This window comes from Parasphingorhabdus sp. (assembly GCF_048269865.1).
Taxonomy (GTDB): Bacteria; Pseudomonadota; Alphaproteobacteria; order Sphingomonadales; family Sphingomonadaceae; genus Parasphingorhabdus.
This window is the reverse complement of sequence record NZ_JBLWUA010000008.1, coordinates 83019-106760: the sequence shown is the minus strand read 5'-3', so window position 1 is coordinate 106760 and position 23742 is coordinate 83019. Positions and strand designations below refer to the sequence as shown.

The following is a 23742-nucleotide window of genomic DNA, read 5'->3' as shown; positions in this document are numbered from 1 at the left end:
GTCAGGGCTTGCCCGCCAGCCGGATGCACTGGCCGGTCATCCAGGCCGAGCCCGGCGCGCACAGATAAAGCGTGAGCGCGCCGATGTCGGTCGGCGTGCCCAGCCGTCCGGCGGGCAGGCCGAGCGTGTCTTCAAAGCCGACAAAATCCTCGTCGCTCATGCTCAGCGCCTTCTTGACCGTCTCGGTAGGGACAAAGCCGGGCAGGATCGCGTTGACACGCGTCTTGGGGCCGAGTTCATGGGCGAGGGTTTTGGTCAACATCAGCACACCAGCCTTGGCAGCGCTGTAATGACCGCTGCCGGGAAAGGGTTCCTCCGCCGCCAGTGAGCTGGTGTTGACGATCCGGCTGCCCTCGCCGAAATGCTTACAGGCAGCGCGAACGCCGTGGAACACGGAGGTCAGGTTGGTTGCGAGCGTCTTGTCCCACTCGGCTTCATCCAGTTCGGTGAGCGGTGCCGATACCAGAGAGCCGCCAGCATTGTTGACCCAGATATCGAGCTTGCCAAATTCGTCGACCGCACGCTGGGCGAGGGCATCCATATCCTCGGCGCTGGTTACATCGGCAGCGTGGGCGATGGCGCGACCGCTGCTGTTGCTGGCGTTGATCGCGTCGGCGACACGGCTGATCTGGTCGATGCTGCGCGAGGCACAGACGACGTTACAGCCGGCATCGGCCAGCACCTTGGCCATGCCCTCGCCGATCCCGCGACCGGCGCCGGTGATGACGGCGACATCGCCGGTGAGATCGAACAACGGATTGGTCATGGTGGGTCTCCTGGCATCTTCCTCTCCCTATGGGAGAGGATCAAATTACTCCGCCGCTTCCATCACCGCCGGCTGCTTCGCGCGGACCCGGATCGGGATCGCGCTCATCAGCGGGATGCCGGTGCGCTTGTCAAAGTCGCGGTCGTTGTAGGACAGCCGTCCGGTGTTGCCACCTTCACCAAGCGGATCTTCCTTCTCGTCCGGATTGGTGCCCCAGCTGTGTGGGGTGGAAACACATCCGGCGCGGACGGTCTTGTCGGCCTTGGCAACGCAGCTGATGAAGGCGCGCTCCGATTCCAGCTCGACCGGCTGATCCTCGGTGAGGCCGAGCGCTTCCATATCGGCCGGGTTCATATAGGCGGGGTGGTGCGGCACGCGTTTGCGCTGCACCGGATCTTCGTGCCAGTTGCTGTTGTGGATCGCGGTCATCCGCCGCCCGATCAGCCGGAACGGGAAGTCGCCATCCTCAACCGGCTGGTCCAGCTTGGCAGCATAGGCTTCCAATTCTTCCATCATCGCCGCATTGCCGACGGACAATTTGCCTTCCCAGCCCTCCGGCTTCGGCTGCACCAGCAGCGCCTGCGCATCGACGATCGTGCCTTTCCGCACCTCTTCGTCCGCGTAGAGCGCTTCTATATCGGCGGGGCAGCCGTTGAGCGAGGCTTTCCACGCGCTGATCGGATCGGGGGTATCTCCGGGCGGTATAAGGGTCACTTTTTCCTCGCGCTCCTGCGGGTGAGCGAGAAGCGCCCAGGATTTGACCTTGAGCGGCTTGCCCAGTTCGGAAGCCAGCGCGTGGATGAACTGATATTCCTCGCACAGGTCGGAGCCCTCGGGCACGTCCATGATCGGCAGGCTGGCCTGCGCATAATTATTTTCAAAGCCCCAGCCAGCACCGAAGCCGCCATAGACTTCCGGCGCGGCGGTGTTGCCATGCACTTCATAATGCAGCTTGGGCGCTATCACATAGTCTGCCAGCTCGGCGGTTTTCGACATGCGTGGATCAATGCAGACCAGCAGGTCGAGCGCCTTCATCGCCTCGAACGTCTTCAGCTGATCGGGCCAGGCGAGCATCGGATTGCCGCCCAGGCAGATCAGTGCCTTCACCTGCTTGTCGCCGGGGGTCAGGATTTCGTCGGGCAGGGCGGCCGTCGGCATGCCGGAGATGCTCTGCTCGAGATCGCGGCTGTGCAGCTTGCGGCCAAAGCCCCAGGCCGGGATCGGACCGGGCGTCGCTGCAATCGGAGATGCGGGCTTGGTGAACACGCCGGTTCGGCGGTTGAGATCGCCTTCGCGCAGCCAGTGGCCCATGATCGAGGTCAGTGCCAGATTGAGATATTCGGTGATATTGCCGCCGCCGGACATATTGGTGCCTGTGCCGCCGCTGATGCTCGCTTTTTTCCAGCTGCCGTACATGCGCGCAGCACGGACGATATCCTCTGCCGCCACGCCTGCACGGTCGGCGGCTGGTCCGGCGTCGAAAGGCTGAACGGCTTGTTTGAGCGCTTCGAACCCGTCGACATCGCTAGCAACGAAATCCTTGTCGTACAGCTCTTCGTTGATCACAATTTTCGCGATGGCACCGATCAGGATCGGGTCCTGGCCAGGGCGGCATTGCAGGTGGATATCGGCCTGACGGGCGCTGTCGGTAATCCGCGGATCGATAACGATCAGCTGCATCCCGCGCTTCTTGGCATCGTGCAGTTTCTTGGCCGGATTCATGCCGAGGCCGCCGTTCATCGACACCACCGGATTGGTGCCGACCAGCATCAGCCCGTCCCAGTCCCCGACGCGCGGCGCGCCGGCGAGCCAGGGGCCGATCAGCGCGCGGGCAATGCCCTTGCCCGGCTGGTCGATGGTAACGCTGTCATAGACCGACGTCGAACCGATGGCATCCATCAGCGCCAGCATGAAAGCATGGGCGTTGACATTATTATAGCCGAAGGTCCCGACATAGGACGCGACCGCGTCGGGGCCATGTTCGTCGACAATATGCTCCAGCCGCTGGGCGATATCGCGCGCTGCATCGCGCCAGTGTACCGCCTGTTTTTCGCCGTGCTTCATGCCGGTGTAGCTGGTCAGCAGGCGGGTATCGAAACTGTGATAATTGGCGAGCTGCCGTCCCTTGATGCAGCTATATCCCTCGAATTCCGGGTTATCCTTGTCGCCGTGGGTCTTGACCGGGACACCGTCCTCGAAATCGACGATCAGGCCGCAATGGGCGTGGCAGGCCCGGCACATGACATGTTTCTGCCCGCTAAAATCGTCGCTGACCATATTTCTCTCCATCCGCCTGAATTAGCAGGTCCGAACCATTGCTTTTTGCAATTTAATCGTTCAATTAACCTCACTATTGATTCAAACAATATCCCGGGCAATGGCATCGTGCCACTGGCCCTATTGATAAGCAATCTGGAGCAAGACCCATGGCCGACAAACCGAGTGCAGCCGAACTCAAGGACTATACCGAACAGGCCGACGCCTGGTTCAAGGAAAATACCGTCCGCGATCCCGGTTTCATGCTGCCGCTGACCTTCATGGAAGTATCGACGGACGAGCAGTTCGATTTCCTCCGCGACTGGCAGCGCAAGGTCTATGAAGCGGGCTATCTCGGTGCCAGCTGGCCGAAGGAATATGGCGGCGGCGGTCTGCACAGCGAATATCAGCGGGCAGCCACACGGGCGATGAAGAAATATGATGCGCCGATCATGCTCAATGCGATCGGCAACGGCTGGGCGGGACCGCTGATCCTCGATCTTGGCAGCGAGGAGCAGAAGCAGAAATATATCAAGCCGATGCTCAGCGCCGAGGATATCTGGTGCCAGGGCTTTTCGGAGCCGGAGAACGGATCGGATCTCGGCAACGCGCAATTGAAAGCCGTCCGCGACGGTGACGAATATGTGCTCAATGGCTCGAAAATCTGGACCTCGCTCGGCGACCGCGCGAAATATATGATCCTGCTGGCGCGCGCCGATTTTGACGCGCCGAACAAATATGCAGGACTCAGCTTCTTCCTCAATCCGATGAAGATCGACGGTATCACCACCAGCCGCATCAAGAAACTGACCGGCGAATATGGCTTCGTCCAGACCTTCTTTACCGACGCCCGCATTTCCGCCGACTGCCTGTTTGGCGGCGAGGGAAATGGCTGGTCGATGGCGATGAAGACGCTGGAATATGAGCGCGGCGCCAAGGTCAAGCCGGTCGGCGGCTATTTCGTCAAGGAACTGGACGTGATGGAAATCGTCGAGCTGGCAAAAAATTCGGTCCGTAACGGCAAACCGCTGCTCGACGACCCGGTGATGCGCGACAAGATGACGCAATATATGATCGATATCCAGGCGCTCAATCTCAACAACACCCGCCGCCGGATGCCGCAGTTGATGCAGGACCGGCCGATGGGGCTGCCACTGATGAACAAGCTGGCGCGCACCGAACTGATCCGCGAACTGACCGAATTTTCACTCGCTTTCCAGGGCACCAAGGCGGGCTATTATGTCGGCGACGAAAATGCGGTCGATGACGGCTACTGGCATCGCAGCTATCTGAACAGTTTCTCGGCCACCATCGGCGGCGGGACGTCGGAAATTCAGCGGAACATCGTTGCAGAGCATGCGCTCGGGTTGCCGAAAACGAGATAGGGATTGGAGCTGCCGTTAGTGGTGAGCTTGTCGAACCACGGCTCTCGATCGCGAGGCGCCCTTCGACAGGCTCAGGGCTAACGGTCTGGACCAGCATTTGGGAAATTGAGGGAATATATGGATAATCTAGGCACAATCGGCACGACCGAAGAACAGATCGAACTGATGGACGTGGCGACCAATTTCTGTCGTGATAAAAGCCCGATCGACAAGGTCCGGGGACTGATCGACGACGAACTCGGCTATGATCCCGCGATCTGGAAAGAAATCGGCGAACTCGGCTGGCTGGCGATCGCGATTCCCGAGGCGCATGACGGAGTCGGTCTTTCGATGGCCGAAGTCGTGCCGATCGTCGAACAGATGGGCCGCAATCTGATGAGCACGCCGTTCGGATCGACGACGCTGGCGGCGCAGGCGCTGCTCGCTGGTGGCAGTGAAGCGCAACAGGCGGAATGGCTGCCAAAGATCGCGGCGGGCACCGCAGCAACGCTGGCGCTGCGAGAGGATAATGGCGACTGGGATCTGGCCAATATCGAATGCGGCGCGACCGAGAGCGGCGGCACGGTGACCCTGTCCGGCAAGAAGCAGCTGGTGCTCTGGGCCGACAGCGCGGAACTGATCATCGCTTCGGTCAAGATGGATGGCGCGGTGCGCTTTGCCCTGATCGAACGCTCGGCGCTGCCCGATGGCGCGCTGCGCCGCGAAACGGTGATCGACGAAACCGCGCGCAGCTATGAAGTGACTCTGGACGGCGTGACCGTCTCCGCCGATGCGCTGTTTGACGCGTCGCGGACCCGCGAGACGCTGGAGAAGATCGAGCTGGCAGCCGGCCTGATCCATGCCGCCGAAATGACCGGCGGCGCGCAGGCGGTGATTGATTATACGCTGGAATATCTCAAAACCCGCAAGCAGTTCGGCAAGATCATCGGCAGCTATCAGGCGCTGAAGCACCCGACGGTCAACAATTATGTCGAATATGAAAAGGCGCGGACGCATCTCTACAGCGCTGCGCACAGCTGGGGCGAACAGGGCCGCGGCGAAGTTGCGGTACGGATGGCGGCGGCGCAGTCCCATTCAAGCTATTCCTCGTCGGCGGATCGCGCGATCCAGTTCCATGGCGGCTTCGGCTTCACCCATGATTGTGACGCGCAGCTCCACCGGCGGAAAGCAATTTTGTCAGGCGCGCTGATCGGCGATGCGGCTTATCAACGGTCGAAACTGGCGGGATTGCTGTTTGATTGAATGTAAAATTTGCCGTTAGCACTGAGCTTGTCGAACTGCGCCTGTGGACTTGAAGCGTCCTTCGACAGGCTCAGGACTAGCGGTTTGAGCAAAGATAGGAGAAACAAACATGTCTGAAGTACTCACCGAAATTCGCGATGGTTTCATCATCGTCACCATCAACCGGCCGGAAGCCAAGAACGCGATGACCAAGGCTGCTGCGGAAGGCATTCGTGCGGCGATGGAACAGCTCGACAGCGACAATAGCCTGAACGCCGGGATCATTACCGGTGCGGGTGGCACTTTCTGTTCCGGCATGGATCTCAAGGGCTTTTTGCGCGGTGAAACGCCTGCGGTCAAAGGCTATGGCTTTGGCGGTATCACCGAAAAGGGGCCGGAAAAACCGTTGATCGCTGCGGTCGAAGGTTATGCACTGGCGGGCGGCCTCGAACTGGCGCTGGCCTGCGATCTGTGCGTGGCCAATGTGAACGCGAAATTCGGCATTCCGGAAGTGAAGCGCAGTCTGGTGGCAGCCGCTGGCGGCGTGATCAAGTTGCAGCAACTGGTCGGCAAACGCATTGCCATGGAATGGGCGCTGACCGGTGATTTTTTCACCGCACAGCGCGCCTATGAAGTCGGTTTTGTCAATCGTGTCACCGAAGGCGCTGCGCTGGACGCGGCGATCGAATTGGCGACCACGGTGGCGGCCAATGGCCCGCTGGCGCTGAAAGCGACCAAGAAGATCATCAACGAAAGCTACGACTGGACCAGCGAGGAAGCCTGGAAGAAGCAGGCGGAAATCACGGGCCCCGTCTTCACCTCCAAGGATGCGCAGGAAGGCTCGCTGGCCTTTGCCCAGAAGCGCAAGCCGGACTGGAAGGGCGAATAAGCTCCCCAATGGATGACCATGTGACAACAGCCAGCCCGGATATCGTGGATATCTGGGCTGGTGATCAGGACCTGCCGGCATGGTTTGTCGAGGCAATGGCATTGCCGCGCGAGGAAGCCTTTGTTGAAGTGAATGGGCACAAGGTCCATTATTTCCGCTGGGGCACGCGCGGCAAGCCGCCGCTGCTGATGACTCACGGCTTTCTCGCCCATGCGCGCTGCTTTGCCTTTATCGCGCCATTCCTGGCCGGGGACTATGACATCATCGCCTATGATCTGGCCGGGATGGGCGAGAGCGAAATGTCCGCCGATTGCGATGGCGACAAGCGCGCCAGCGACATGGTGGCGATCGCCGAGGCTCTGGATCTGTTTTCCGGGGCCGTGAAACCGAAGATCATTGCCCACAGCTTTGGCTCCGGCGTCGCGCTGACTGCGATGGAGATGGCGGGCGAACGTTTTGGCGGGCTGATTATCTGCGACCTGATGGTGATGCGGCCGGAACGGCTGGCGGCCCATTTCGAGAATGGTGGTGGCCCTCCCGGCTCCGGTCGATCGGATCGGCCGAACAAACTCTATCCGGACTATCCATCGGCACGGGAGCGCTTTGTGCTGGCGCCGCCGCAGCCGGTGCAGCAGCCGTTCCTCATGGAATATATGGCCTATCATTCGCTGCGCCGGGTCGATGACGGCGAACAGCAGGGCTGGTCCTGGAAATTCGATCCGATGGTGTTTCACCGCAACGAAAATGACATGGCGAAATGGGCGCAGACGCCGCAGCGCATTGCCGATCTGCCGCACCGGCTGGCGATCGTCTATGGCGAGAAGAGCAAGTTGTTCGATGGCGACAGCGCGGCCTATCTCCGCGAACTCGGCGGCGGCCATATTCCGATGATCGCGGTGCCGGACGCCGAACATCATCTTATGCTCGACCAGCCGCTGGCGCTGGTGACGGCGCTGCGGGCGGTATTGGCGCTTTGGACGGACTAATGCCCTGCTAGCTGATCGCCCGATGAACCGGATCGGGTTTCTGCGACAAACCAGTACAAAAAAGTGCGAATCTGACAAAGGCCTGCGACAGCTTGCCCCTATTTCTGTTTGTGACGCCGCAGTTGGCGCCGAACAGAAAAGGAATTCGAGATGAAAAAATTTCTGATGGCTTTGGCAGTCACGACAATGGCTGTCTCGCCGATGGTCACCGCCCAGGCTGCGGCCGCATCGCACCGGACGGTCGAGAAGTCGGTGAAGCATCATAATGGCAAGCGTGTGGTCAAGAAAACGGTGACCAAGAGAAACGGTCAGCGTGTGGTCACGAGAAGCACGACAAGAAACAACATCCAGCGTGGTCGCTACAATGGCCAGCGCTATGGGGCCGTCCAGCACCGGCACTGGGCCAAGGGCCAGCGCTTCGACCGGCGCTATGCGAGCAATTACCGGGTGATCAACAATCCCCGCGCCTACCGGCTGTCCCACGCGCCGCGCGGCTATCAATGGGTTCGCTCCGGCAATGATGCGCTATTGATCGCGGTTGGCAGCGGCCTGATCGGCGCAGTGATCGGCAATGCGCTTCGATAGAATGGAGCGATCTTGACTCAAGCAATGGCTTCCGGAATCGATTCCGGAGGCCTTTTGTTCAGGCGTTCTTGATCGTCAGGCCGCCGTCGACCGGGATCACCGCTCCGGTCAGGAAGGCCGCTGCCGGCAGGACGCAGGACAGGGTCATATGCGCCACCTCTTCGGGAATTGCATAGCGGCGCAGCGGCACTCGGCGCTTGGCATAGATGGTCTTGTGCTCTTCCGGGATGCCGTCGGTGATACCGGTGCGGATCGGTCCGGGGCAGATGCAGTTGACGGTGATGCCTTCGCGGCCAAGATCGACGGCCAGGCCGCGGGTCAGCCCGATCACGCCGTGCTTCGCCGCGACATAGGGACTGTTGCCCGGCGAAGCGCCCAGTCCTTCGGTAGACGCGACATTGACGATGCGCGGATGCTCGGCCTTGCGCAGATGGGGCAGCGCCGCGCGGATCATTCGCTGATGGGCAGACAGCATTACTTCGAGTGTCGGCGACCAGCTCTGCTCATAGCTTTCTTCCGCCACATCCGCCGGAATCGCAAAGCCCGCGTTGTTGACCAGGATATCGATGCCGCCCAGGCTTTGCGCGATGTCGGCGACCACCGCCTTGATCGCGTCGGGGTTGCTGACATCCAGCGCCCATGGCTCTGCGGACCCTGGATAGCCAGCTTCTTCAATTTCGCGCACGACGGCGTCGCATCGGCCCTGATCCAGATCGGTCACTGCGACATGCGCGCCTTCCGACGCAAAAAGATGCGCGGTGGCGCGGCCCATGCCGCTGGCCGCGCCGGTGATGATCGCAATCTTGCCGGCGATGGAGCGGCTGAGCGGCTGATAGGGTTCCACGATCAGGCCGCCAGGAAGCCTTTCAGGCGCCCATTGATGATCTGGTCGGCTTCGGCCATGATCCGGTCGATCAGTTCCTGACAGGTCGGGATATCGTTGATCAGGCCAGCGACCATACCGCAGCTCCAGGCACCGGCGTCCATCGTGCCTTCCAGCATGATCTTGGGATAGACGCCCGCGACCTGCTCGATGACATCCTTGAATTCCAGATCGGCACCCTTTTCCTTCTCGATTTCGAGCAGCCGTTCAACCGCCGGGTTGGTCAGTACGCGTTCGGTATTGCGCAGTGGGCGCATCACCAGGCGGGTGTCGAGTTCGCTGGCAGCGACAATTGCGTCTTTCACATTCTGATGCACTGGCGCTTCCTTGGTGGCGATGAAGCGGGTGCCCATGTTCATGCCTTCCGCGCCCATTGCCAGCGAGGCGACGAGGCTGCGGCCGTCGGCCTGACCACCGGAGGAGACAAAGGGAATCTCCAGCTCATCAGCAGCGCGGGGCAGCAGGATCATGTTTGGAATATCATCCTCGCCAGGATGGCCGCCGCATTCGAAGCCGTCGACCGATACCGCGTCGCAGCCGATGCTCTGCGCCTTCAGCGCGTGGCGGACGGCGGTGCATTTGTGGATCACCTTGATCCCGGCATCGTGCAGCGCGGGCAGCACCTGCACCGGATTATTGCCGGCGGTTTCGACGGCCTTGACGCCACCGTCGATGATCGCCTTGACCATGCCTTCATAATCGGGCGCATTGACCACCGGCAGGAACGTCAGGTTCACGCCGAACGGCTTGTCGGTCATGTCCCGGCACTTGGCGATTTCGTCGGCCAGTGCCGCAGCGGACGGCTGGGTCAGGGCGGTTATAATGCCCAGTCCGCCAGCGTTGGAAACCGCTGCCGCCAGTTCGGCAAATCCCACATAATGCATGCCGCCCTGGATGATCGGATGTTCGATGCCGAAAAGCTCGGTGATGCGTGTTTTCATGGGATTTTGCTCCTGTTTTTTAGAAGGATTGGAGGCATGTTTGCTCCATCCGGGAATCATTTAATCGCGCGATTAACTAGCAGCCGGTTTGTCCCCCGTCCAGTCGCCTGTAGTCACGCCTTGCCAGATTTGATCCGGGGTGGTTGCGGCCAGTTCCTCGCCCAGTTGGCGAGACCAGTGATGCTCGTTGCCCAGCGCATCGCGCCATGCCCAGAGCCGCCTCGTATAATGGTGCAGATCATATTCCTGCGTATAGCCCATCGCGCCGTGGACCTGATGAAAGGGCACGGTCACTGCCTCGACGCTATGCCCGATCTGGACCTTGGCGATCACGGCCTCGTGCCACGCCTGTTCCGGATCATCGGCGTGGCGAGCGATGGCGCTGGCCGCCTGGGTCGCGGCCATGGTCGCGGCGGCGCATTCCGACGCGGCGACCGCCAGCTGGTGCTGGATCGCCTGGAATTTGGATAGCGGCCGTCCAAACTGTTCGCGCTGCGAAACATATTCGATCGACAGGTTGAGCGCGCTTTCCATGGTCGCAGCCATCTGTACGGCGCGAACGGTCAGGATCATTGCCTCGAAGGCGCGCCGCGACAGGTCGGTCTTGGCCGATTGCTCCGCCAGATGGCCGGAAAAGACAAATTGCGTCATGCCGTCGGGAGACAGGGCTTCCTCTGGCGAGCGGACGCCAGCGCGATTATCAAACAGGGCGATTTCGTGATGGGCGGCGTCGAACAGCACGATCTTGTCGGCGTGCATGCCAAAAGGAATGTCAGCACTCGGCGTATGGCCGCTGAGCGCGAAGCTGGCGCTGCCGTCGGCGGGTGGAAGTCCGCCTTTGTCGAGCATCCAGTTGGCGATCAGCGTTTCGGCAAACGGCACCGGCGAGGCCGCCTGCGCGGAGGCCCAGATGGCTCCGAACGTCTCGGCCAATTCGGCGCCAAAGCCGCCATTGTCTTCGCTGACCCAGGCCAGCGGCAGGCCGTTTTCGGCAAGCGCGTCCCATAGCGCCTGCGGATATTCACCGGCTTCTGCCAGATGCGGCACGTCCCGGCCGCACAGATCGGTGTAAATTTTCGTGGCCGTTTCGGCGACCATGCCTTCGGTGTTGATCATATGACAGTCTCCGACCGTGCTCCGCACTGGATGCGGAGCTCTGTGTTACAGCGTGCGCCTGTGCCTTCAGGACTCCGCATCGAGTGCGGAGCGCATTGCTCTGCCGCTCTCATCACCGGAGCCCCAGCTGGCGGGCGATAATGCCGCGCATCACTTCGGTGGTGCCGCCGCGCAGTGTGTTGGGTGGGGAGCGCAGCACGCCGATATTCATGATCCGGCGCATGTCCGGGCTCCAGTCTTCGGGCGGCAGGTCGTTCAGCATCGCCCGGACTTGCTGGGTCAGGTCATTTTCCAGTCTATTGCCGAGATCCTTGACCAGCGCTGCCTCGGTTTCGGGCGAAACGCCCTGATCGAGCAGATTGGCGATCGCCCAGGACATCCCGCGCAGCGTGCGCAGATTGGCGATCAGCTTGCCGAGGCGTGCCTGGGAGTCGGAACCCATTTTCCCGCTCAGCTGTCCCAGCGCGGTCTCCAGCGTGATATAGCTCGACAGAAAACGCTCCGGACCCGAGCGTTCCATCGCCAGTTCGCCGGTGACCTGTGCCCAGCCGCCGCCCTCTGCGCCGAGCAGACAGTCGTCGGGGACGATCACATCCTCGAAATAGACCTCGTTGAAATGGGCATCGCCGGACAGGTCGACGATCGGCTTGACCGTGACACCGGGCAGGCTGAGGTCGATCATGATCTGCGACAGGCCGACGTGGCGGTTGCGGCCATCGGCGGGCGAGGTGCGCAGCAGGGCCACCATATAGTGGCAGATATGGGCGCCGGACGACCAGATTTTCTGGCCGTTGATCTTCCAGCCGTCGCTGACCTTTTCGGCTTTCGTTTTGACATTGGCGAGGTCGGAGCCGGCACCGGGTTCGCTGAGACCGATCGCGAAATAGCATTCGCCGGCGGCGATGCGGGGCAGGATATCGAGCTTCTGCTCCTCGGTGCCATGGGCGAGCAGCATCGGCGCGTGCTGGCGATCAGCGATCCAGTGCGCGGCAACGGGCGCGCCGGCGCGCAAGGTTTCCTCGGTCACGATATAGCGTTCCAGCGCCGACTTGTCGTGACCGCCATATTGCGAGGACCATGTCAGGCCAATCCAGCCGCGCTTGCCCATTTTTTTCGAGAATTCCGGATCGGCGGAGGCCATCCAGCATTCCGGTTCGGGGCGAAAATTGCCCGCCTCGTGCTCTTCCTTCAGAAAAGCCTGCAATTCGCCGCGCAACTCCTCGAGCGCCGGATCGGGCTGGATGACGGGGAAGTTAAATCTTTGCATCATTTAGGCCTTTGTAACTATCGCCGTTCGTCCTGAGCCTGTCGAAGGACGCTTGCCATGATGCTTCGACAAGCTCAGCATGAACGGGTTTGGTCTGTCCGCCGCTGTTCATGGCGTCACAATATCGAACTGCGGATTGACCTCGTCGAGCGCCATAAACATGTTGGCCATCAAGGCATCATCGCCGCTGATGATCATCTGTTTGTCCCGGATCAGCTGCATCGGACTGGTCTGCCGCATCAGCAGTTTGGTAAAGTCCACCCGGCTGATCGTAATCTGCACATCCGATCCGTCGGCGGTAATCGAATAATCCTCCCCGCGCGGGAACAGGACGCTCTTGCCGAGATCAATGCTCACCGCTTCCTTGCGGTCCGGGAACCAGAAGCGGAGGATGCCGCCGTCGCCCTTCATCTTGGCGGGATTGAAGCGGGTCGCGATGGCGTCGAACAGGTCGACCGCCGGGATGCCATTGAGCACCTTGGCATTGGCAGTGCTGATCGCATTTTTGATATTATTGCCTTCGCGCAATTCATGGGCACCGACCAGATAGATATTGCGCCAGGTGCCGGCTTCAGACTGGAAGCCAAGCTGCTCGTAGGTAGAGGCGAGCCATTGTTTCGCCGCTTCATCGGCGGGATCGGCAAACACCAGATGGTTGAAGACCGTGGCCGCCCAGCGGTAATCGCCTTCGTTGAAAGCCTTCTCTCCGACCGCCAGCGCCTTGGCGGCACCGCCCATCGCTTCCACATATTTTTTCGAGGCTTCTTCGGGCGGCAATTCGTGATAATGCGCCGGCACCCCGTCCCACCAGCCGAAATAGCGCTGGTAAACCGCCTTGCTGTTGTGGTTGAGCGTGCCGTAATAGTCGCGCACGCCGAAGTCGGTCTTGGCGAAATCCGGCTCGCCGATATTCTCTGCAATCTCGTCCATGGTCGCGCCTTGGTTGGCCTGACGCATGGTCTGGTCGTGGACATAGCGATAGATGCCGCGCTGGTTCTTCAGCGCTGCCTGCACATTGTCCGATCCCCAGGTCGGCCAGTGATGGGAAGCCAGCATGACGTCCGCCTTGTCGCCATATTTGGCGAGCATCGTGTCGATCACCTTGCTCCATTTCAGCGTGTCGCGAACCAGCGCGCCGCGCGGCGTCAGCACATTGTGGAAGGTGCGGGTTGCGACCTCTGCGCTATGCAGGGCGTTGAACTGCGGGATGTAGAAGACCATCTCGGCCGGTGCCTCGGTTTCGCCCGCATCCATGAAGTCGAAGGTGATGCCGTCGATCACCAGTGTCTCGCCATCCTTGCTGATCGATCGGGTCGGCGGCACCAGCGACACATCGCCGCTCGACAGTTTCTGGCCGAGGCCGCCGCCGACATTGCCGGTAGTACCGACCGGCAGGGCGGTGCCGAACTGATATTGCACCCGCCGGTTCATCGCGGTGCCGGCGATCACGCTTTCACCCACGGATTCGGCGAGAAAGCCGTGAGGGGCAATGACCTGGATCTTGCCCGCCTTGATATCCTCGGGCGAAGCGACTCCGGCGATGCCGCCGAAATGATCACCATGGCTGTGGGTGAAGATCACCGCGACCACTGGCCGCTCGCCAAGCGTCTCGTTGGCCAGCGCGAGCCCGGCTTTCGACGGGGCAGGGGTTGTGAGGGGATCGATGATGATCCATCCGGTCTTGCCAGCGATCAGCGTCATCTGCGCCAGATCATAGCCGCGGATCTGGTATATGCCGGGCACGACCTCGAACAGGCCGTGGATGCTGTTCAGCTTTGCCTGCCGCCAGAGCGACGGATTGACCGTATCGGGAGCTGCGCCGGTGATAAAGTCGAACTGGTGCGAATCCCAGGCGACCGAGCCATCCTCGTTGAGAATTTTATCGCCCTCGATTTTCGCAAGAAAACCGCGATTGGCATTTTCGAAATCGGTCTGGTCGGCAATCGGCAATTCCGCCGCGACCCTGGCATTGGCGGCCTTGGTCGCCTCGGTGGCGACGCCTTCGGGAGGGGCTGCCCATAGAGGCGCTGCCGAGATCAGGGCTGCGATCAAAATTGCGGACTTTTTCATTCTATCTCTCCTATCTGTTCCCCTGCGCAGGCAGGGGCCCATCTCCTGGAATTTCTTCTAGGCACCATTGGAAGATGGACTCCCGCCTTCGCGGGAGAACATCCTACGCCCCCTTGAACACCGGCTTGCGCTTTTCGAGTATCGCATCAATTGCTTCGCGGTGGTCGTCGAGTTGTTGCAGGACGCCCTGAAACAGTGCGGCCTGATCGAGATTTTCCTTGAGCGTCACGCTCTGCGCGGTGCGCACCAGTTCCTTGGTCTTGCGGATCGCCAGCGGCGGCAGGCCGACGACCATTTCCGCCAGTTCATAGGCGCGTTCGAGCAGCTTGTCGTTGGCCACCACTTCCGACACCAGACCATAATCCAGCGCCTTGTTGGCATCGATAAACTCGCCGGTGAACAGCATCTGGTTGGCCCGCGCCTGACCGATGATCCGCGGCAGCAGCCAGGCCCCGCCGTCACCGGGGATGATGCCGACGCGCAGGAAGCTCTCGGCGAAGATCGCGTCTTCGCCGGCGATGCGGATATCGCACATGGTGGTCAGGTCGTTGCCCGCGCCGATCGCATGGCCATTGACCGCAGCGATCACAGGCACGGAGATTTCCAAAAAGGCCAGCGGAATGCGCTGGATGCCGGTCTTGTACCAGTTCTCGATGTCCAGCGGCGTCATATTCTGCTCGGCGGTCATCGCCTTGATCTCGTGCAGATTGCCGCCGGAGGAAAAGCTCTTGCCGTTGGCGGCGAGCACGACGCAGCTGACACCGGTATCGGCGTCGGCCTTGTTAATCGCGTTGACCAGCGCCTCGCACAAATCTTTCGATAGCGCGTTGCGCGTTTCCGGCTTGTTCAATGTGATTGTCACGATGCGGTCATTTTTCTCGTAGAGAATGACGTCTGCCATCAAAAATTCCTTTGCCCTGCGTTTCTGTTCTTATGCCGCTGTCATTGCAGGGCTTCATGGATTCTGCAAGACTCGCTCCGCTCAACTCGCTAAATGAACGATAATGATCCGACAGAAAACCCCAGTCGCAAGCGAAAATACATCGGGCTTCACTCTGGTGGAACTGATGGTTGTGTTGCTGATCATCGGGCTGATGGCTTCGGTCGTGGTTTTCTCTTTTCCGAGCGGCAGCAGCGCGCTCGAAGAAGACGCGCAGCGCTTTGCTGCACGCACTGCAGCGCTGCGTGACAATGCGATCCTGCAATCCCGGCCGATGGCGGTGCAGGTCACGCCGTCCGGCTACAGTTTTCTGGAGCGACGCAAGGGCAACTGGTCGGTGATCGAGGACAAGCCATTCGTGTCGACCAACTGGTCCGATGGCGTCACCGCGCAGACCGGCGAGGCCGGCCCGATGATGATCAGTTTCGAAAGTACCGGTTTGCCCAGCGATCAGGCCGAGCTTGTGTTGCAGGCCAGTGACCAGAGCCGCAGCGTGCTGATTGCAGCAATGGGCGATGTGAAGTTGGCGGGGACGGCACCGTGATGAGATTGGGAAAGTCGGGAGAGCGCGGCTTCACCCTGATCGAAATGCTGGTCGCCCTGTCGGTGTTCAGCCTCGCTGCCCTCTCGCTGATCCGGTTGCAGGCCTATACCACCAACAATGCCGCTGAGCTGGAAATGCGCGTCGTCGCCCAGTCGGTCGTCCGCAACCGGGCGGTCGAAATTCTCACCGACCCGCGTCCGCCAGCGCTTGGCCAGGAAAGCGGCACGGTCGAAAATGGCGGCTGGCAATGGCAGTGGGCGCAGGATGCCAAGCTGACCGAGGATCAGCGCTTCATCCAGATCGATATCAGCGCGCGGGAGAAAGACAGCGGCGCGCCCGCGTCACTGACGATATTGAGGCCTTCGGCGCTGGTGCTTGATGAACCACCGGTGGAGCCACCCGCAAGCTAGAAGAACTGGCCGACGAAGTTGGTCGCATTATGGGCGATGATTGGCAGCAATATGCTGCCGGTGCGCAGCCGGATCCACATCAGTGCCCAGCCGAGGATCGCGGTGTAGATCATCGCGATCCAGATCGTCTGGATTTGGCCGTCGCTGACGATGATGCTGTGCCCCAGAGCGAAGATTATCGTGACCAGGATCGCCGCCCAGCCGACGGGTGCGCCCCACAGATTCCAGGTCCTGCCGGTGACTGCCATCGACAGGCCAAGCAGCAGCAATCCGCGAAACATGAGCTCCTCGTCGATGCCGGGGATGGTCGCCTGATAGAGCAAAGTTTCGGTGTCGAGCGTGGCGCCGTCATTGGCGAGCATCTGCAGGCCGATGATGAAGGCGATCATCAGCGCGATCGCGATCAGCGCCGGACCAACTGATCCCTCGCGCTGCCTGAAGGTGAGACCGGCATCGGCAAAGGTCAGTTTTTCGGAGGATCTGACGGTCACAATGATCATCACCGCCGAGGTCGCGATGGCCAGCAGCTTGCCGGACCAGTTATACTGGGTCTCGCCAAAGGCCGCCTCAAACCCGGGAATGTGAAAGCGGGAAAAGACTGCAGCGACATAGATGGCGTAAAAGGCGATAGAGGCGACCAGCCAGGGGGCGGAAACCTCAATCTTGCCCAGCAGGGCGAGGACGCCGATGATGACCAGCACCGGTGCCCACCAGATTGCCAGCATGACAAGAATATCCAGCATCGTCTCCTCCCCATTTGTAGTGATTTACTGTAGTAATACGGCATGACGGAATATGTAAAGCGAATTCGGGTCCGACCCTCTGCAAAAGTGCCATTTTCGCGCCCGATTCCTCCCATTTCGCACCAGATAATCTGATGTTTCACCTTTGTTTCGTCCGGAACAGTCGTTAGAAGCGCAGGGAAACTGGATTGACGGAAAGAAACATGAGCAAACTCGAAGACGCACTAGAAGAATTTGATATGGACGACCTTCCGGAGGAGGATGAATCCCTGCCCGAATGGTGGGACTTTGACGATCAGGCAGAGATGGTCGATGCGGTTGCTGGCGATATCCAGTTCATTATCGAAAGCGCTCTGGATGCGCGCGGCGATGCGCTGCTGGCGCTGCCCGCCAGTGATGAGGCGATGCCTATCCTCGAAGCGCTCGCCGAAAAGCCGATCAAGTGGAAATATGTCACGATCATCCCGAGCTACGACCTGCTGGTTCCGCTCGACGATCCGCGCAGCAATGTGAAAAAACTGGCCAGCCTGTTTCTGACCCGCGGAGCGCGCGTGTTGCCGTTGGCACCGGAGCATGAGGATTATCACATGGCCGGTGCCGCGGCTGATGCACGGCTGCGCGACACCAAATGGCCGCCCGATCTGGTCCTGCTCGGCATGGGCGCGGATGGCAGCACCGCCGGGATCATGGAAAGCCCCGACATGGAAGAAGCGCTCGACGGGCCGCCGGAGAAAATAGCCGTCGGCCTGCTGCCCGAGGACGGCGATACGCCGCTGGTGACGATCACCAAGGCGGCAATTTGTGAAGCGCGCACCGTGGTCGTTCTGCTGAAAGGTGCGGACGCCCAGACGATGCTCGAGTCCGAGATCGAACAGGGAGCGACGAGCATGGCACCGATTGGCCGGATATTTGCGGATCTGACTGTGCCTGTGGATATCTATGTGGAGAATTAGGGGGCGATGCCTGGCTTCTATCACCGATTGATGTGACTTTCGATTGATTTAACTGCGCGATTAAACCATGGTGCCGGGAAAGCGAATCGCCAATTAGGGCGATCGAACTCTTGGAGAACGCCAGAACATGCATCCTTCCGTCCACGCACAGGAACATCCGGACAAGCCGGCCGTAATCATGGCGAACTCCGGAGAAGTCATCACTTATGCTGAGCTGGACAAGCTGTCGAACAAGGTCGCGCAGCTCTATCGAAGCCGGGGTCTGCAGATCGGTGATACCGTTGCCCTCTGCATGGAGAATCACCGGCAATTTTTTCCCGTCACCTGGGGATCGCAGCGTTCCGGCCTGTTCCAGGTCGCTATCTCCAGCCGACTGACTGCCGACGAAGTCAGCTATATCCTGAAAGATTCCGGCGCGAAGCTGCTGATCAGTTCGCAGAAAATGTTGCCGATGGTTGACCAGTTGCGGACGTTGAATCCTGAGGTGGACCAGCTGATCTTTGGCGTGGACGACGAGCGCGATATCGAAGCAGTGCTCGAATCGATGCCGGATACGCCGATCGCCGACGAGCGCGCCGGGGTCGACATGCTCTATTCGTCGGGCACCACCGGGCAGCCCAAGGGCGTCAAGCTGCCGTTGCCGGAAGATGAAAATATCGCCGGGCCGAACAAGATTGCCGTACTGGCCGAGGCGATCTTCGGGTTCCACAAGGATTGCGTCTATTTGTCTCCAGCACCGCTCTATCATGCGGCACCGCTGCGCTGGAATATCGCGGTGCAGGCGCTTGGTGGCACCAGTGTCATCATGGAGAAATTCGATCCGGAAGATGCGCTGCGGCTGATCGAGAAATATAAATGCGATGTCGGCCAGTGGGTGCCAACCCATTTCGTCCGCATGCTGAAACTGCCGGAGGAGATCCGCGCCAAATATGACGTGTCCGCGATCAAGAGCGCGATCCATGCGGCAGCGCCGGTGCCGGTACCGGTCAAGGAGGCCATGATCGAATGGTGGGGGCCGGTGCTCAACGAATATTATGCCGGAACCGAGGGTAACGGCTTTGTCTTCTGCAACAGCGAAGGCTGGCTGTCGCACAAGGGCGCGGTCGGGCAGCCGATCAATTGCATTGTGCATATCTGCGATGAAAATGGCGAGGAGGTCCCGGTCGGCGAGGAAGGCCAGATCTATTTCGAAGGCGGCGCACAATTCGAATATCATAACGACCCGGAGAAGACCAAGGCGGCCACGCATGAAAAAGGATGGACGTCGCTGGGCGATGTCGGGAAGCTGGACGAGGACGGCTTTTTATATCTGACCGACCGCAAGAGCTTCATGATCATTTCCGGCGGCGTGAATATCTACCCGCAGGAGATTGAGAATCTGCTGGTCACCCATGAAAAGGTCGCGGATGCCGCCGTTATCGGCGCGCCGGACGAGGATATGGGCGAGAAGGTGGTCGCGGTGGTGCAGCCGATGGACATGGCCGACGCGGGGGACGAGCTGGCGCAGGAACTGGAAGCCTATCTCCGCAAGTCGCTGTCCGGGGTAAAGGTCCCGCGGCGGATCGATTTTCGTGCCGAACTGCCGCGCCATGCTACAGGGAAGCTCTACAAGCGGCTGCTCCGCGACGAATATTGGAAGAAGCAGGAAAGCGAGCCAGCCTGATGGCAACGCAGGCTGAACCCATCTTGTCCGAGGCGGATGCGCAGGCGATTATTGACCCGGCCCATTATGTCAATTGGGATGCGCTCCTCGACCGTTTCGACCGGTTGCGCACCGAGACGCCGGTTGCGAAGGTGGTCAACGACGATATCCACGATCCGTTCTGGCTGGTCACCAGTTATGATGACGTGATGCGGATCAGCAAGGACAACAAGCTGTTCCTGAACAGTCCGCGCAGTGTCACGTTCAGCGACAAGAACAGCGGCGCCTTTGTCAAGTCGATCACCGGCGGCGACCCCAATCTGGTCCGTTCGCTGGTTGCGCTGGATGCGCCGACGCATCCGCAATATCGGCGACTGACGCAGGACTGGTTCATGCCGAAGAATATTCGCCAGATGGAAGACGAGATCAGCGCGCTCGCCAAGGTGACGGTTGACCGGCTGGTCGATGCTGGCGGCGAAGCGGACTTCGTGCCGCTGGTGTCGGCGCCATATCCGCTGCACGTGGTGATGCAGATTCTGGGCGTGCCGGAAGCGGACGAACAGCGGATGCTGTTCCTCACCCAGCAGATGTTCGGCGGTCAGGACGAGGATCTCAACAAGTCGGGCATGGCCAATATGACGCCCGAGCAGATCATGCAGCTAGTGGTGGGCGCGGTTGCCGACTTTGAGGCCTATTTTGCCAAGCTGACGCAGGAAAAACGCGCAAACCCGACCGATGATGTGGCGAGCGTGATCGCCAATGCCAAAGTCGACGGGGCGCATCTCAGCGACCGGGACATGGCCGGCTATTATATCATTCTGGCGGCGGCGGGCCATGATACGACATCCGCCTCGACCGCTGGCGCGATGATGGCGCTGGCGCGCGATCCCGAACAATTTGCCCGGCTCAAGGCCGATCGCGACCTGCTGCCCGGCATTGTCGAGGAAGCGATCCGCTGGACGACACCGGTGCAGCATTTCATGCGCACGGCGGCAGAGGATACCGAGCTGGGTGGGCAGAAGATCGCCAAGGATGACTGGCTGATGATCAGCTATATCGCGGCCAATCATGACCCGGCTGTCTTTTCCGATCCGCGCAAATTTGACGCCAGCCGCTCGCCAAACCGTCATATCGCTTTTGGTGCCGGTGCCCATCAATGTCTCGGCTTGCATATGGCCCGGATGGAAATGAAAATCCTGTTCAACGAGCTGCTCGACCGGATCGAGACGCTGGAACTGGCAGGCGAACCGGTCCGCGCCAAGTCGACTTTTGTCGGCGGGCTCAAGACTCTGCCGATCCGCTACACTCTATCAAATTGAATGGCGCGGACGGCCTTGTAAAACAGTATAAGTGATTCAAATATAAAGTCCCTAAGGAGAACACGATGGTTACCCAATATAAGAATTTGATCAACGGCGAGATGGTTGGCACGGCAGAGACGCTGGACGTCGTCAACCCGGCCAATGAAGAAGTGATCGGCCAGGTCCCCGCCTGTGGCGAGGAAGAGCTGAACCAGGCGGTTGCCGCTGCCCGTGCCGCCTTCAAGAGCTGGTCGAAAAAGCCGATCGACGAGCGCCGCAAGGTGGTCCAGGCGATTGCTGGCGTAATCAACGAGAATAATGACGAGCTGTTCCGCCTGCTTACCGCAGAGCAGGGCAAGCCGCACGCCCAGGCGCAGGGTGAAATCGCCGGTGCTGCCTATATGGCGGGATCGCAGGCGACTCTGGAACTGGAAGACGAGATCAACGAGGACACGGAACAGCGCCTCAGCCGCACCCGCCGCGTCCCGGTCGGCGTCGTCGGTGGCATCGTGCCTTGGAATTTCCCGGTCATGATGGCGGTCCAGAAAATTGCTCCGGCACTGCTGTCGGGCTGCACGATCGTGCTCAAGCCTTCGCCCTTTACGCCGCTGACCACCCTGCGTCTCGCCGAGCTGATCAAGGATGTTGCCCCTCCAGGAGTGGTCAACATCATCACCGGCGAAGACAGCCTCGGGCCGTTGATCACCAGCCACCCCGATATCGACAAGATCACCTTCACCGGTTCCACCGCCACCGGCAAGAGGATCATGGAAGGTGCCTCGAAGGACCTCAAGCGGATCACGCTGGAACTTGGCGGCAACGACGCCTCGATCGTTCTGCCCGACGCCAATGTCGAAAAGGTCGCAGAGCAATTGTTCTGGTCGAGCTTCACCAATGCGGGACAGATCTGCGTTGCTGCGAAGCGCATCTATATCCACGAGGATATCTATGACGATCTCAGCGCCGCGATTGCTGCCTATGCCAAAAATGTGAAGGTCGGCGACGGCTCGCAGCAGGGCACGGCGGTTGGTCCAATCCAGAACAAGAAGCAATATGAGCGGGTGCTGGATCTGATTCAGGATGCCAAGGACAATGGCTATAAGTTCCTGGTCGGCGGCGATGCCAAGGACGAGAATATCCCGGGCTATTATGTGCCGATCACGATTCTCGACAATCCGCCGGAAGATGCGCGGATCGTCGCCGAGGAGCAATTCGGTCCGGTCATGCCACTGATGAAATTCAGCAGCACGGACGAAGCGATCAGCCGCGCCAATGCCAGCGAATATGGCCTGGCCGGTGCAGTATGGACCGCTGATCCCGACGAAGGCGTTCGGGTTGCCGAACAGCTGGAAACTGGGACCGTATGGGTCAACGAATTCCTGCACCTGTCGCCTTTCGCCCCGTTTGGCGGACACAAGCAGTCGGGCTTTGGCGCAGAATATGGCAAGGAAGGCCTGCTGGAATTCACCTATCCGCAGGTGATCACTGTCAAGAAAGACAATGTGCCTGCCTGACCTCGGCATGTCATAACGTGAACAGGCCGGTTATCACTATTGTGATGGCCGGCTTTTTCGTTTGACGCTAGCGCCGGTGCGGTTTAACCGGTCAGTTAAATTCTAGACCCTTAACCAATTGAAGGAATAAGATTATGGCAGAAGCCTATATTGTTGATGCGGTTCGCACCGCTGGAGGCCGTCGCGGCGGTCGTTTGGCGGGCGTCCATCCGGTGGACCTCGGAGCGGCAACCCTGGACGCTATTGGCGATCGCAATGATTTCGACGCCAGCGCGATCGAAGATGTGATCACCGGCTGCGTTATGCAGGGCGGCGAGCAGAGCGGCGACGTTGGTCGCAACGCGGTTCTGGCGTCCAAGCTGCCGGACAGCATTCCGTCGGTGTCGATCGACCGCCAGTGTGGTTCTTCGCAGCAGGCGATCCAGTTTGCGGCACAGGGCGTCATGTCCGGTACCCAGGACATGGTTCTGGCGCACGGCATCGAAAGCATGACTCGCGTGCCGATGGGCTCCACCTTCAAATTGTTCAAGGATGCCGGCCTCGGCACGAACATGTCGGACCGGCTGAAAGAAGCCTATCCCGGCATCCAGTTCAGCCAGTTCATGGGCGCCGAGATGATGGTCAAGAAGCACGGTTTCAGCCGCCAGGATCTCGACGAATTTGCGCTGGAAAGCCATCAGAAGGCAATCAAGGCCGTCGAATCCGGTGCCTTTGAGAATGAAATCGTTCCGATCGAAATCGAAACGCCCGAAGGCAAGGAACAGCACAAGGTCGACGAAGGCATCCGCTTTGATGCGACCATGGAAAGCATCGGTGCGGTCAAGCTGCTGCAGGAAGGCGGCGCAATCACCGCTGCCAATGCCAGCCAGATTTGCGATGGCTCCAGTGCAGTTCTGATCTGCTCGGAACAGGCGCTGAAAGATCATGGCCTCACCCCGCGCGCGCGGATCGTCAATCTGACGGTTACCGCAGGCGATCCGGTGATCATGCTCGAAGAGCCCCTGTTCGCAACCGACCGCGCTCTGAAGCGCGCCGGCATGAAGATCGGTGACATCGATCTCTACGAAGTGAACGAAGCGTTCGCTCCCGTGCCGCTCGCCTGGCTCAAACATGTCGGTGCCGACCGCGACAAGATCAACGTCAACGGCGGCGCGATCGCTCTTGGCCACCCGCTTGGCGCATCCGGCACCAAGCTGATGGCAACCCTGCTCAACGCGATGGAAGCGCGCGGCTCAAAATACGGCCTGCAAACCATGTGCGAAGGCGGTGGCCAGGCCAACGTTACGATCATCGAGCGTCTCGGCTAATGTAAATATGTCGTCATCCTGAC

The 23742-nt window shown here is 60.2% G+C and carries 21 protein-coding genes; 12 read left to right on the top strand and 9 right to left on the bottom strand.

The window, feature by feature from the left end; genetic code table 11:
• Position 1: 1 nt before the first annotated feature.
• Positions 2 to 766 (bottom strand): SDR family NAD(P)-dependent oxidoreductase, encoded by a 765-nt coding sequence (locus ACN0WW_RS12090; RefSeq protein ID WP_417612814.1) that lies wholly within the window; start codon positions 764 to 766, stop codon positions 2 to 4.
• A gap of 45 nt (positions 767 to 811) precedes the next feature.
• The gene (locus ACN0WW_RS12085) at positions 812 to 3043 is read right to left on the bottom strand and encodes a molybdopterin-containing oxidoreductase family protein (protein WP_417612812.1); all 2232 of its coding nucleotides are present in this window, start codon (positions 3041 to 3043) and stop codon (positions 812 to 814) included.
• Positions 3044 to 3192: 149 nt separating this feature from the next.
• On the opposite strand from ACN0WW_RS12085, the gene ACN0WW_RS12080 reads away from it, so the two are divergent.
• The 5 genes from ACN0WW_RS12080 to ACN0WW_RS12060 all read left to right on the top strand — a co-directional run bounded on the left by ACN0WW_RS12080 (position 3193) and on the right by ACN0WW_RS12060 (position 8088).
• Positions 3193 to 4407, top strand: coding sequence for an acyl-CoA dehydrogenase family protein (locus ACN0WW_RS12080; RefSeq protein WP_417612810.1), 1215 nt, complete (start codon positions 3193 to 3195; stop codon positions 4405 to 4407).
• A 117-nt stretch (positions 4408 to 4524) separates the two neighbouring features.
• Positions 4525 to 5649: an acyl-CoA dehydrogenase family protein gene (locus ACN0WW_RS12075; RefSeq protein ID WP_417612808.1), complete on the top strand. Its 1125-nt coding sequence runs from the start codon at positions 4525 to 4527 to the stop codon at positions 5647 to 5649.
• Between the two features lie 109 nt (positions 5650 to 5758).
• Entirely contained in the window at positions 5759 to 6517 is a 759-nt protein-coding gene (locus ACN0WW_RS12070) for a crotonase/enoyl-CoA hydratase family protein (RefSeq protein WP_417612806.1), read from the top strand.
• Positions 6518 to 6537: 20 nt separating this feature from the next.
• Complete coding sequence (locus tag ACN0WW_RS12065) at positions 6538 to 7503, top strand: alpha/beta fold hydrolase (RefSeq protein WP_417612804.1); 966 nt, start codon at positions 6538 to 6540, stop codon at positions 7501 to 7503.
• Positions 7504 to 7653: 150 nt separating this feature from the next.
• Positions 7654 to 8088 carry an RcnB family protein gene (locus ACN0WW_RS12060; RefSeq protein WP_417612802.1) on the top strand — a complete coding sequence of 145 codons (435 nt, stop codon included), beginning with the start codon at positions 7654 to 7656 and terminating at the stop codon, positions 8086 to 8088.
• Between the two features lie 58 nt (positions 8089 to 8146).
• Here ACN0WW_RS12060 and ACN0WW_RS12055 read toward each other — a convergent pair whose 3' ends face one another.
• From ACN0WW_RS12055 to ACN0WW_RS12030, 6 genes are all read right to left on the bottom strand, one after another.
• A complete protein-coding gene (locus ACN0WW_RS12055; RefSeq protein WP_417612800.1) occupies positions 8147 to 8932 on the bottom strand; it encodes an SDR family NAD(P)-dependent oxidoreductase in 786 nt (261 codons plus the stop codon).
• A gap of 2 nt (positions 8933 to 8934) precedes the next feature.
• On the bottom strand, positions 8935 to 9912 hold the full coding sequence (locus ACN0WW_RS12050) for an NAD(P)H-dependent flavin oxidoreductase (protein WP_417612798.1): 978 nt from the start codon (positions 9910 to 9912) through the stop codon (positions 8935 to 8937).
• Between the two features lie 72 nt (positions 9913 to 9984).
• The gene (locus ACN0WW_RS12045) at positions 9985 to 11028 is read right to left on the bottom strand and encodes an acyl-CoA dehydrogenase family protein (RefSeq protein ID WP_417612796.1); all 1044 of its coding nucleotides are present in this window, start codon (positions 11026 to 11028) and stop codon (positions 9985 to 9987) included.
• Between the two features lie 112 nt (positions 11029 to 11140).
• Complete coding sequence (locus ACN0WW_RS12040; protein WP_417612794.1) at positions 11141 to 12298, bottom strand: acyl-CoA dehydrogenase family protein; 1158 nt, start codon at positions 12296 to 12298, stop codon at positions 11141 to 11143.
• A gap of 105 nt (positions 12299 to 12403) precedes the next feature.
• On the bottom strand, positions 12404 to 14365 hold the full coding sequence (locus ACN0WW_RS12035) for an alkyl/aryl-sulfatase (RefSeq protein ID WP_417612792.1): 1962 nt from the start codon (positions 14363 to 14365) through the stop codon (positions 12404 to 12406).
• A 103-nt stretch (positions 14366 to 14468) separates the two neighbouring features.
• Positions 14469 to 15266, bottom strand: a complete 798-nt coding sequence (locus ACN0WW_RS12030) for an enoyl-CoA hydratase-related protein (RefSeq protein ID WP_417612790.1) — start codon at positions 15264 to 15266, stop codon at positions 14469 to 14471.
• A gap of 103 nt (positions 15267 to 15369) precedes the next feature.
• On the opposite strand from ACN0WW_RS12030, the gene gspH reads away from it, so the two are divergent.
• Both gspH and gspI read left to right on the top strand, forming a co-directional pair.
• Positions 15370 to 15849 (top strand): type II secretion system minor pseudopilin GspH, encoded by a 480-nt coding sequence (gspH, locus tag ACN0WW_RS12025; RefSeq protein ID WP_417612788.1) that lies wholly within the window; start codon positions 15370 to 15372, stop codon positions 15847 to 15849.
• Positions 15849 to 16259, top strand: coding sequence for a type II secretion system minor pseudopilin GspI (gspI, locus tag ACN0WW_RS12020; protein WP_417613063.1), 411 nt, complete (start codon positions 15849 to 15851; stop codon positions 16257 to 16259). Before gspH ends, gspI begins: the two co-directional genes overlap by 1 nt.
• Here gspI and ACN0WW_RS12015 read toward each other — a convergent pair.
• Positions 16256 to 17002, bottom strand: coding sequence for a type II CAAX prenyl endopeptidase Rce1 family protein (locus ACN0WW_RS12015; RefSeq protein WP_417612786.1), 747 nt, complete (start codon positions 17000 to 17002; stop codon positions 16256 to 16258). The two genes, gspI and ACN0WW_RS12015, sit on opposite strands and share 4 nt — an antisense overlap.
• A 203-nt stretch (positions 17003 to 17205) precedes the next feature.
• Between ACN0WW_RS12015 and ACN0WW_RS12010 the strand changes: the two genes are divergently transcribed.
• The 5 genes from ACN0WW_RS12010 to ACN0WW_RS11990 all read left to right on the top strand — a co-directional run bounded on the left by ACN0WW_RS12010 (position 17206) and on the right by ACN0WW_RS11990 (position 23719).
• On the top strand, positions 17206 to 17955 hold the full coding sequence (locus ACN0WW_RS12010) for a 6-phosphogluconolactonase (RefSeq protein ID WP_417612784.1): 750 nt from the start codon (positions 17206 to 17208) through the stop codon (positions 17953 to 17955).
• A gap of 127 nt (positions 17956 to 18082) precedes the next feature.
• On the top strand, positions 18083 to 19618 hold the full coding sequence (locus tag ACN0WW_RS12005; protein WP_417612782.1) for an acyl-CoA synthetase: 1536 nt from the start codon (positions 18083 to 18085) through the stop codon (positions 19616 to 19618).
• Positions 19618 to 20916, top strand: a complete 1299-nt coding sequence (locus ACN0WW_RS12000; RefSeq protein ID WP_417612780.1) for a cytochrome P450 — start codon at positions 19618 to 19620, stop codon at positions 20914 to 20916. Before ACN0WW_RS12005 ends, ACN0WW_RS12000 begins: the two co-directional genes overlap by 1 nt.
• A 65-nt stretch (positions 20917 to 20981) precedes the next feature.
• Positions 20982 to 22412, top strand: coding sequence for an aldehyde dehydrogenase family protein (locus ACN0WW_RS11995; RefSeq protein ID WP_417612778.1), 1431 nt, complete (start codon positions 20982 to 20984; stop codon positions 22410 to 22412).
• Between the two features lie 134 nt (positions 22413 to 22546).
• The gene (locus tag ACN0WW_RS11990; RefSeq protein ID WP_417612776.1) at positions 22547 to 23719 is read left to right on the top strand and encodes an acetyl-CoA C-acetyltransferase; all 1173 of its coding nucleotides are present in this window, start codon (positions 22547 to 22549) and stop codon (positions 23717 to 23719) included.
• The last annotated feature ends 23 nt before the right edge of the window (positions 23720 to 23742 follow it).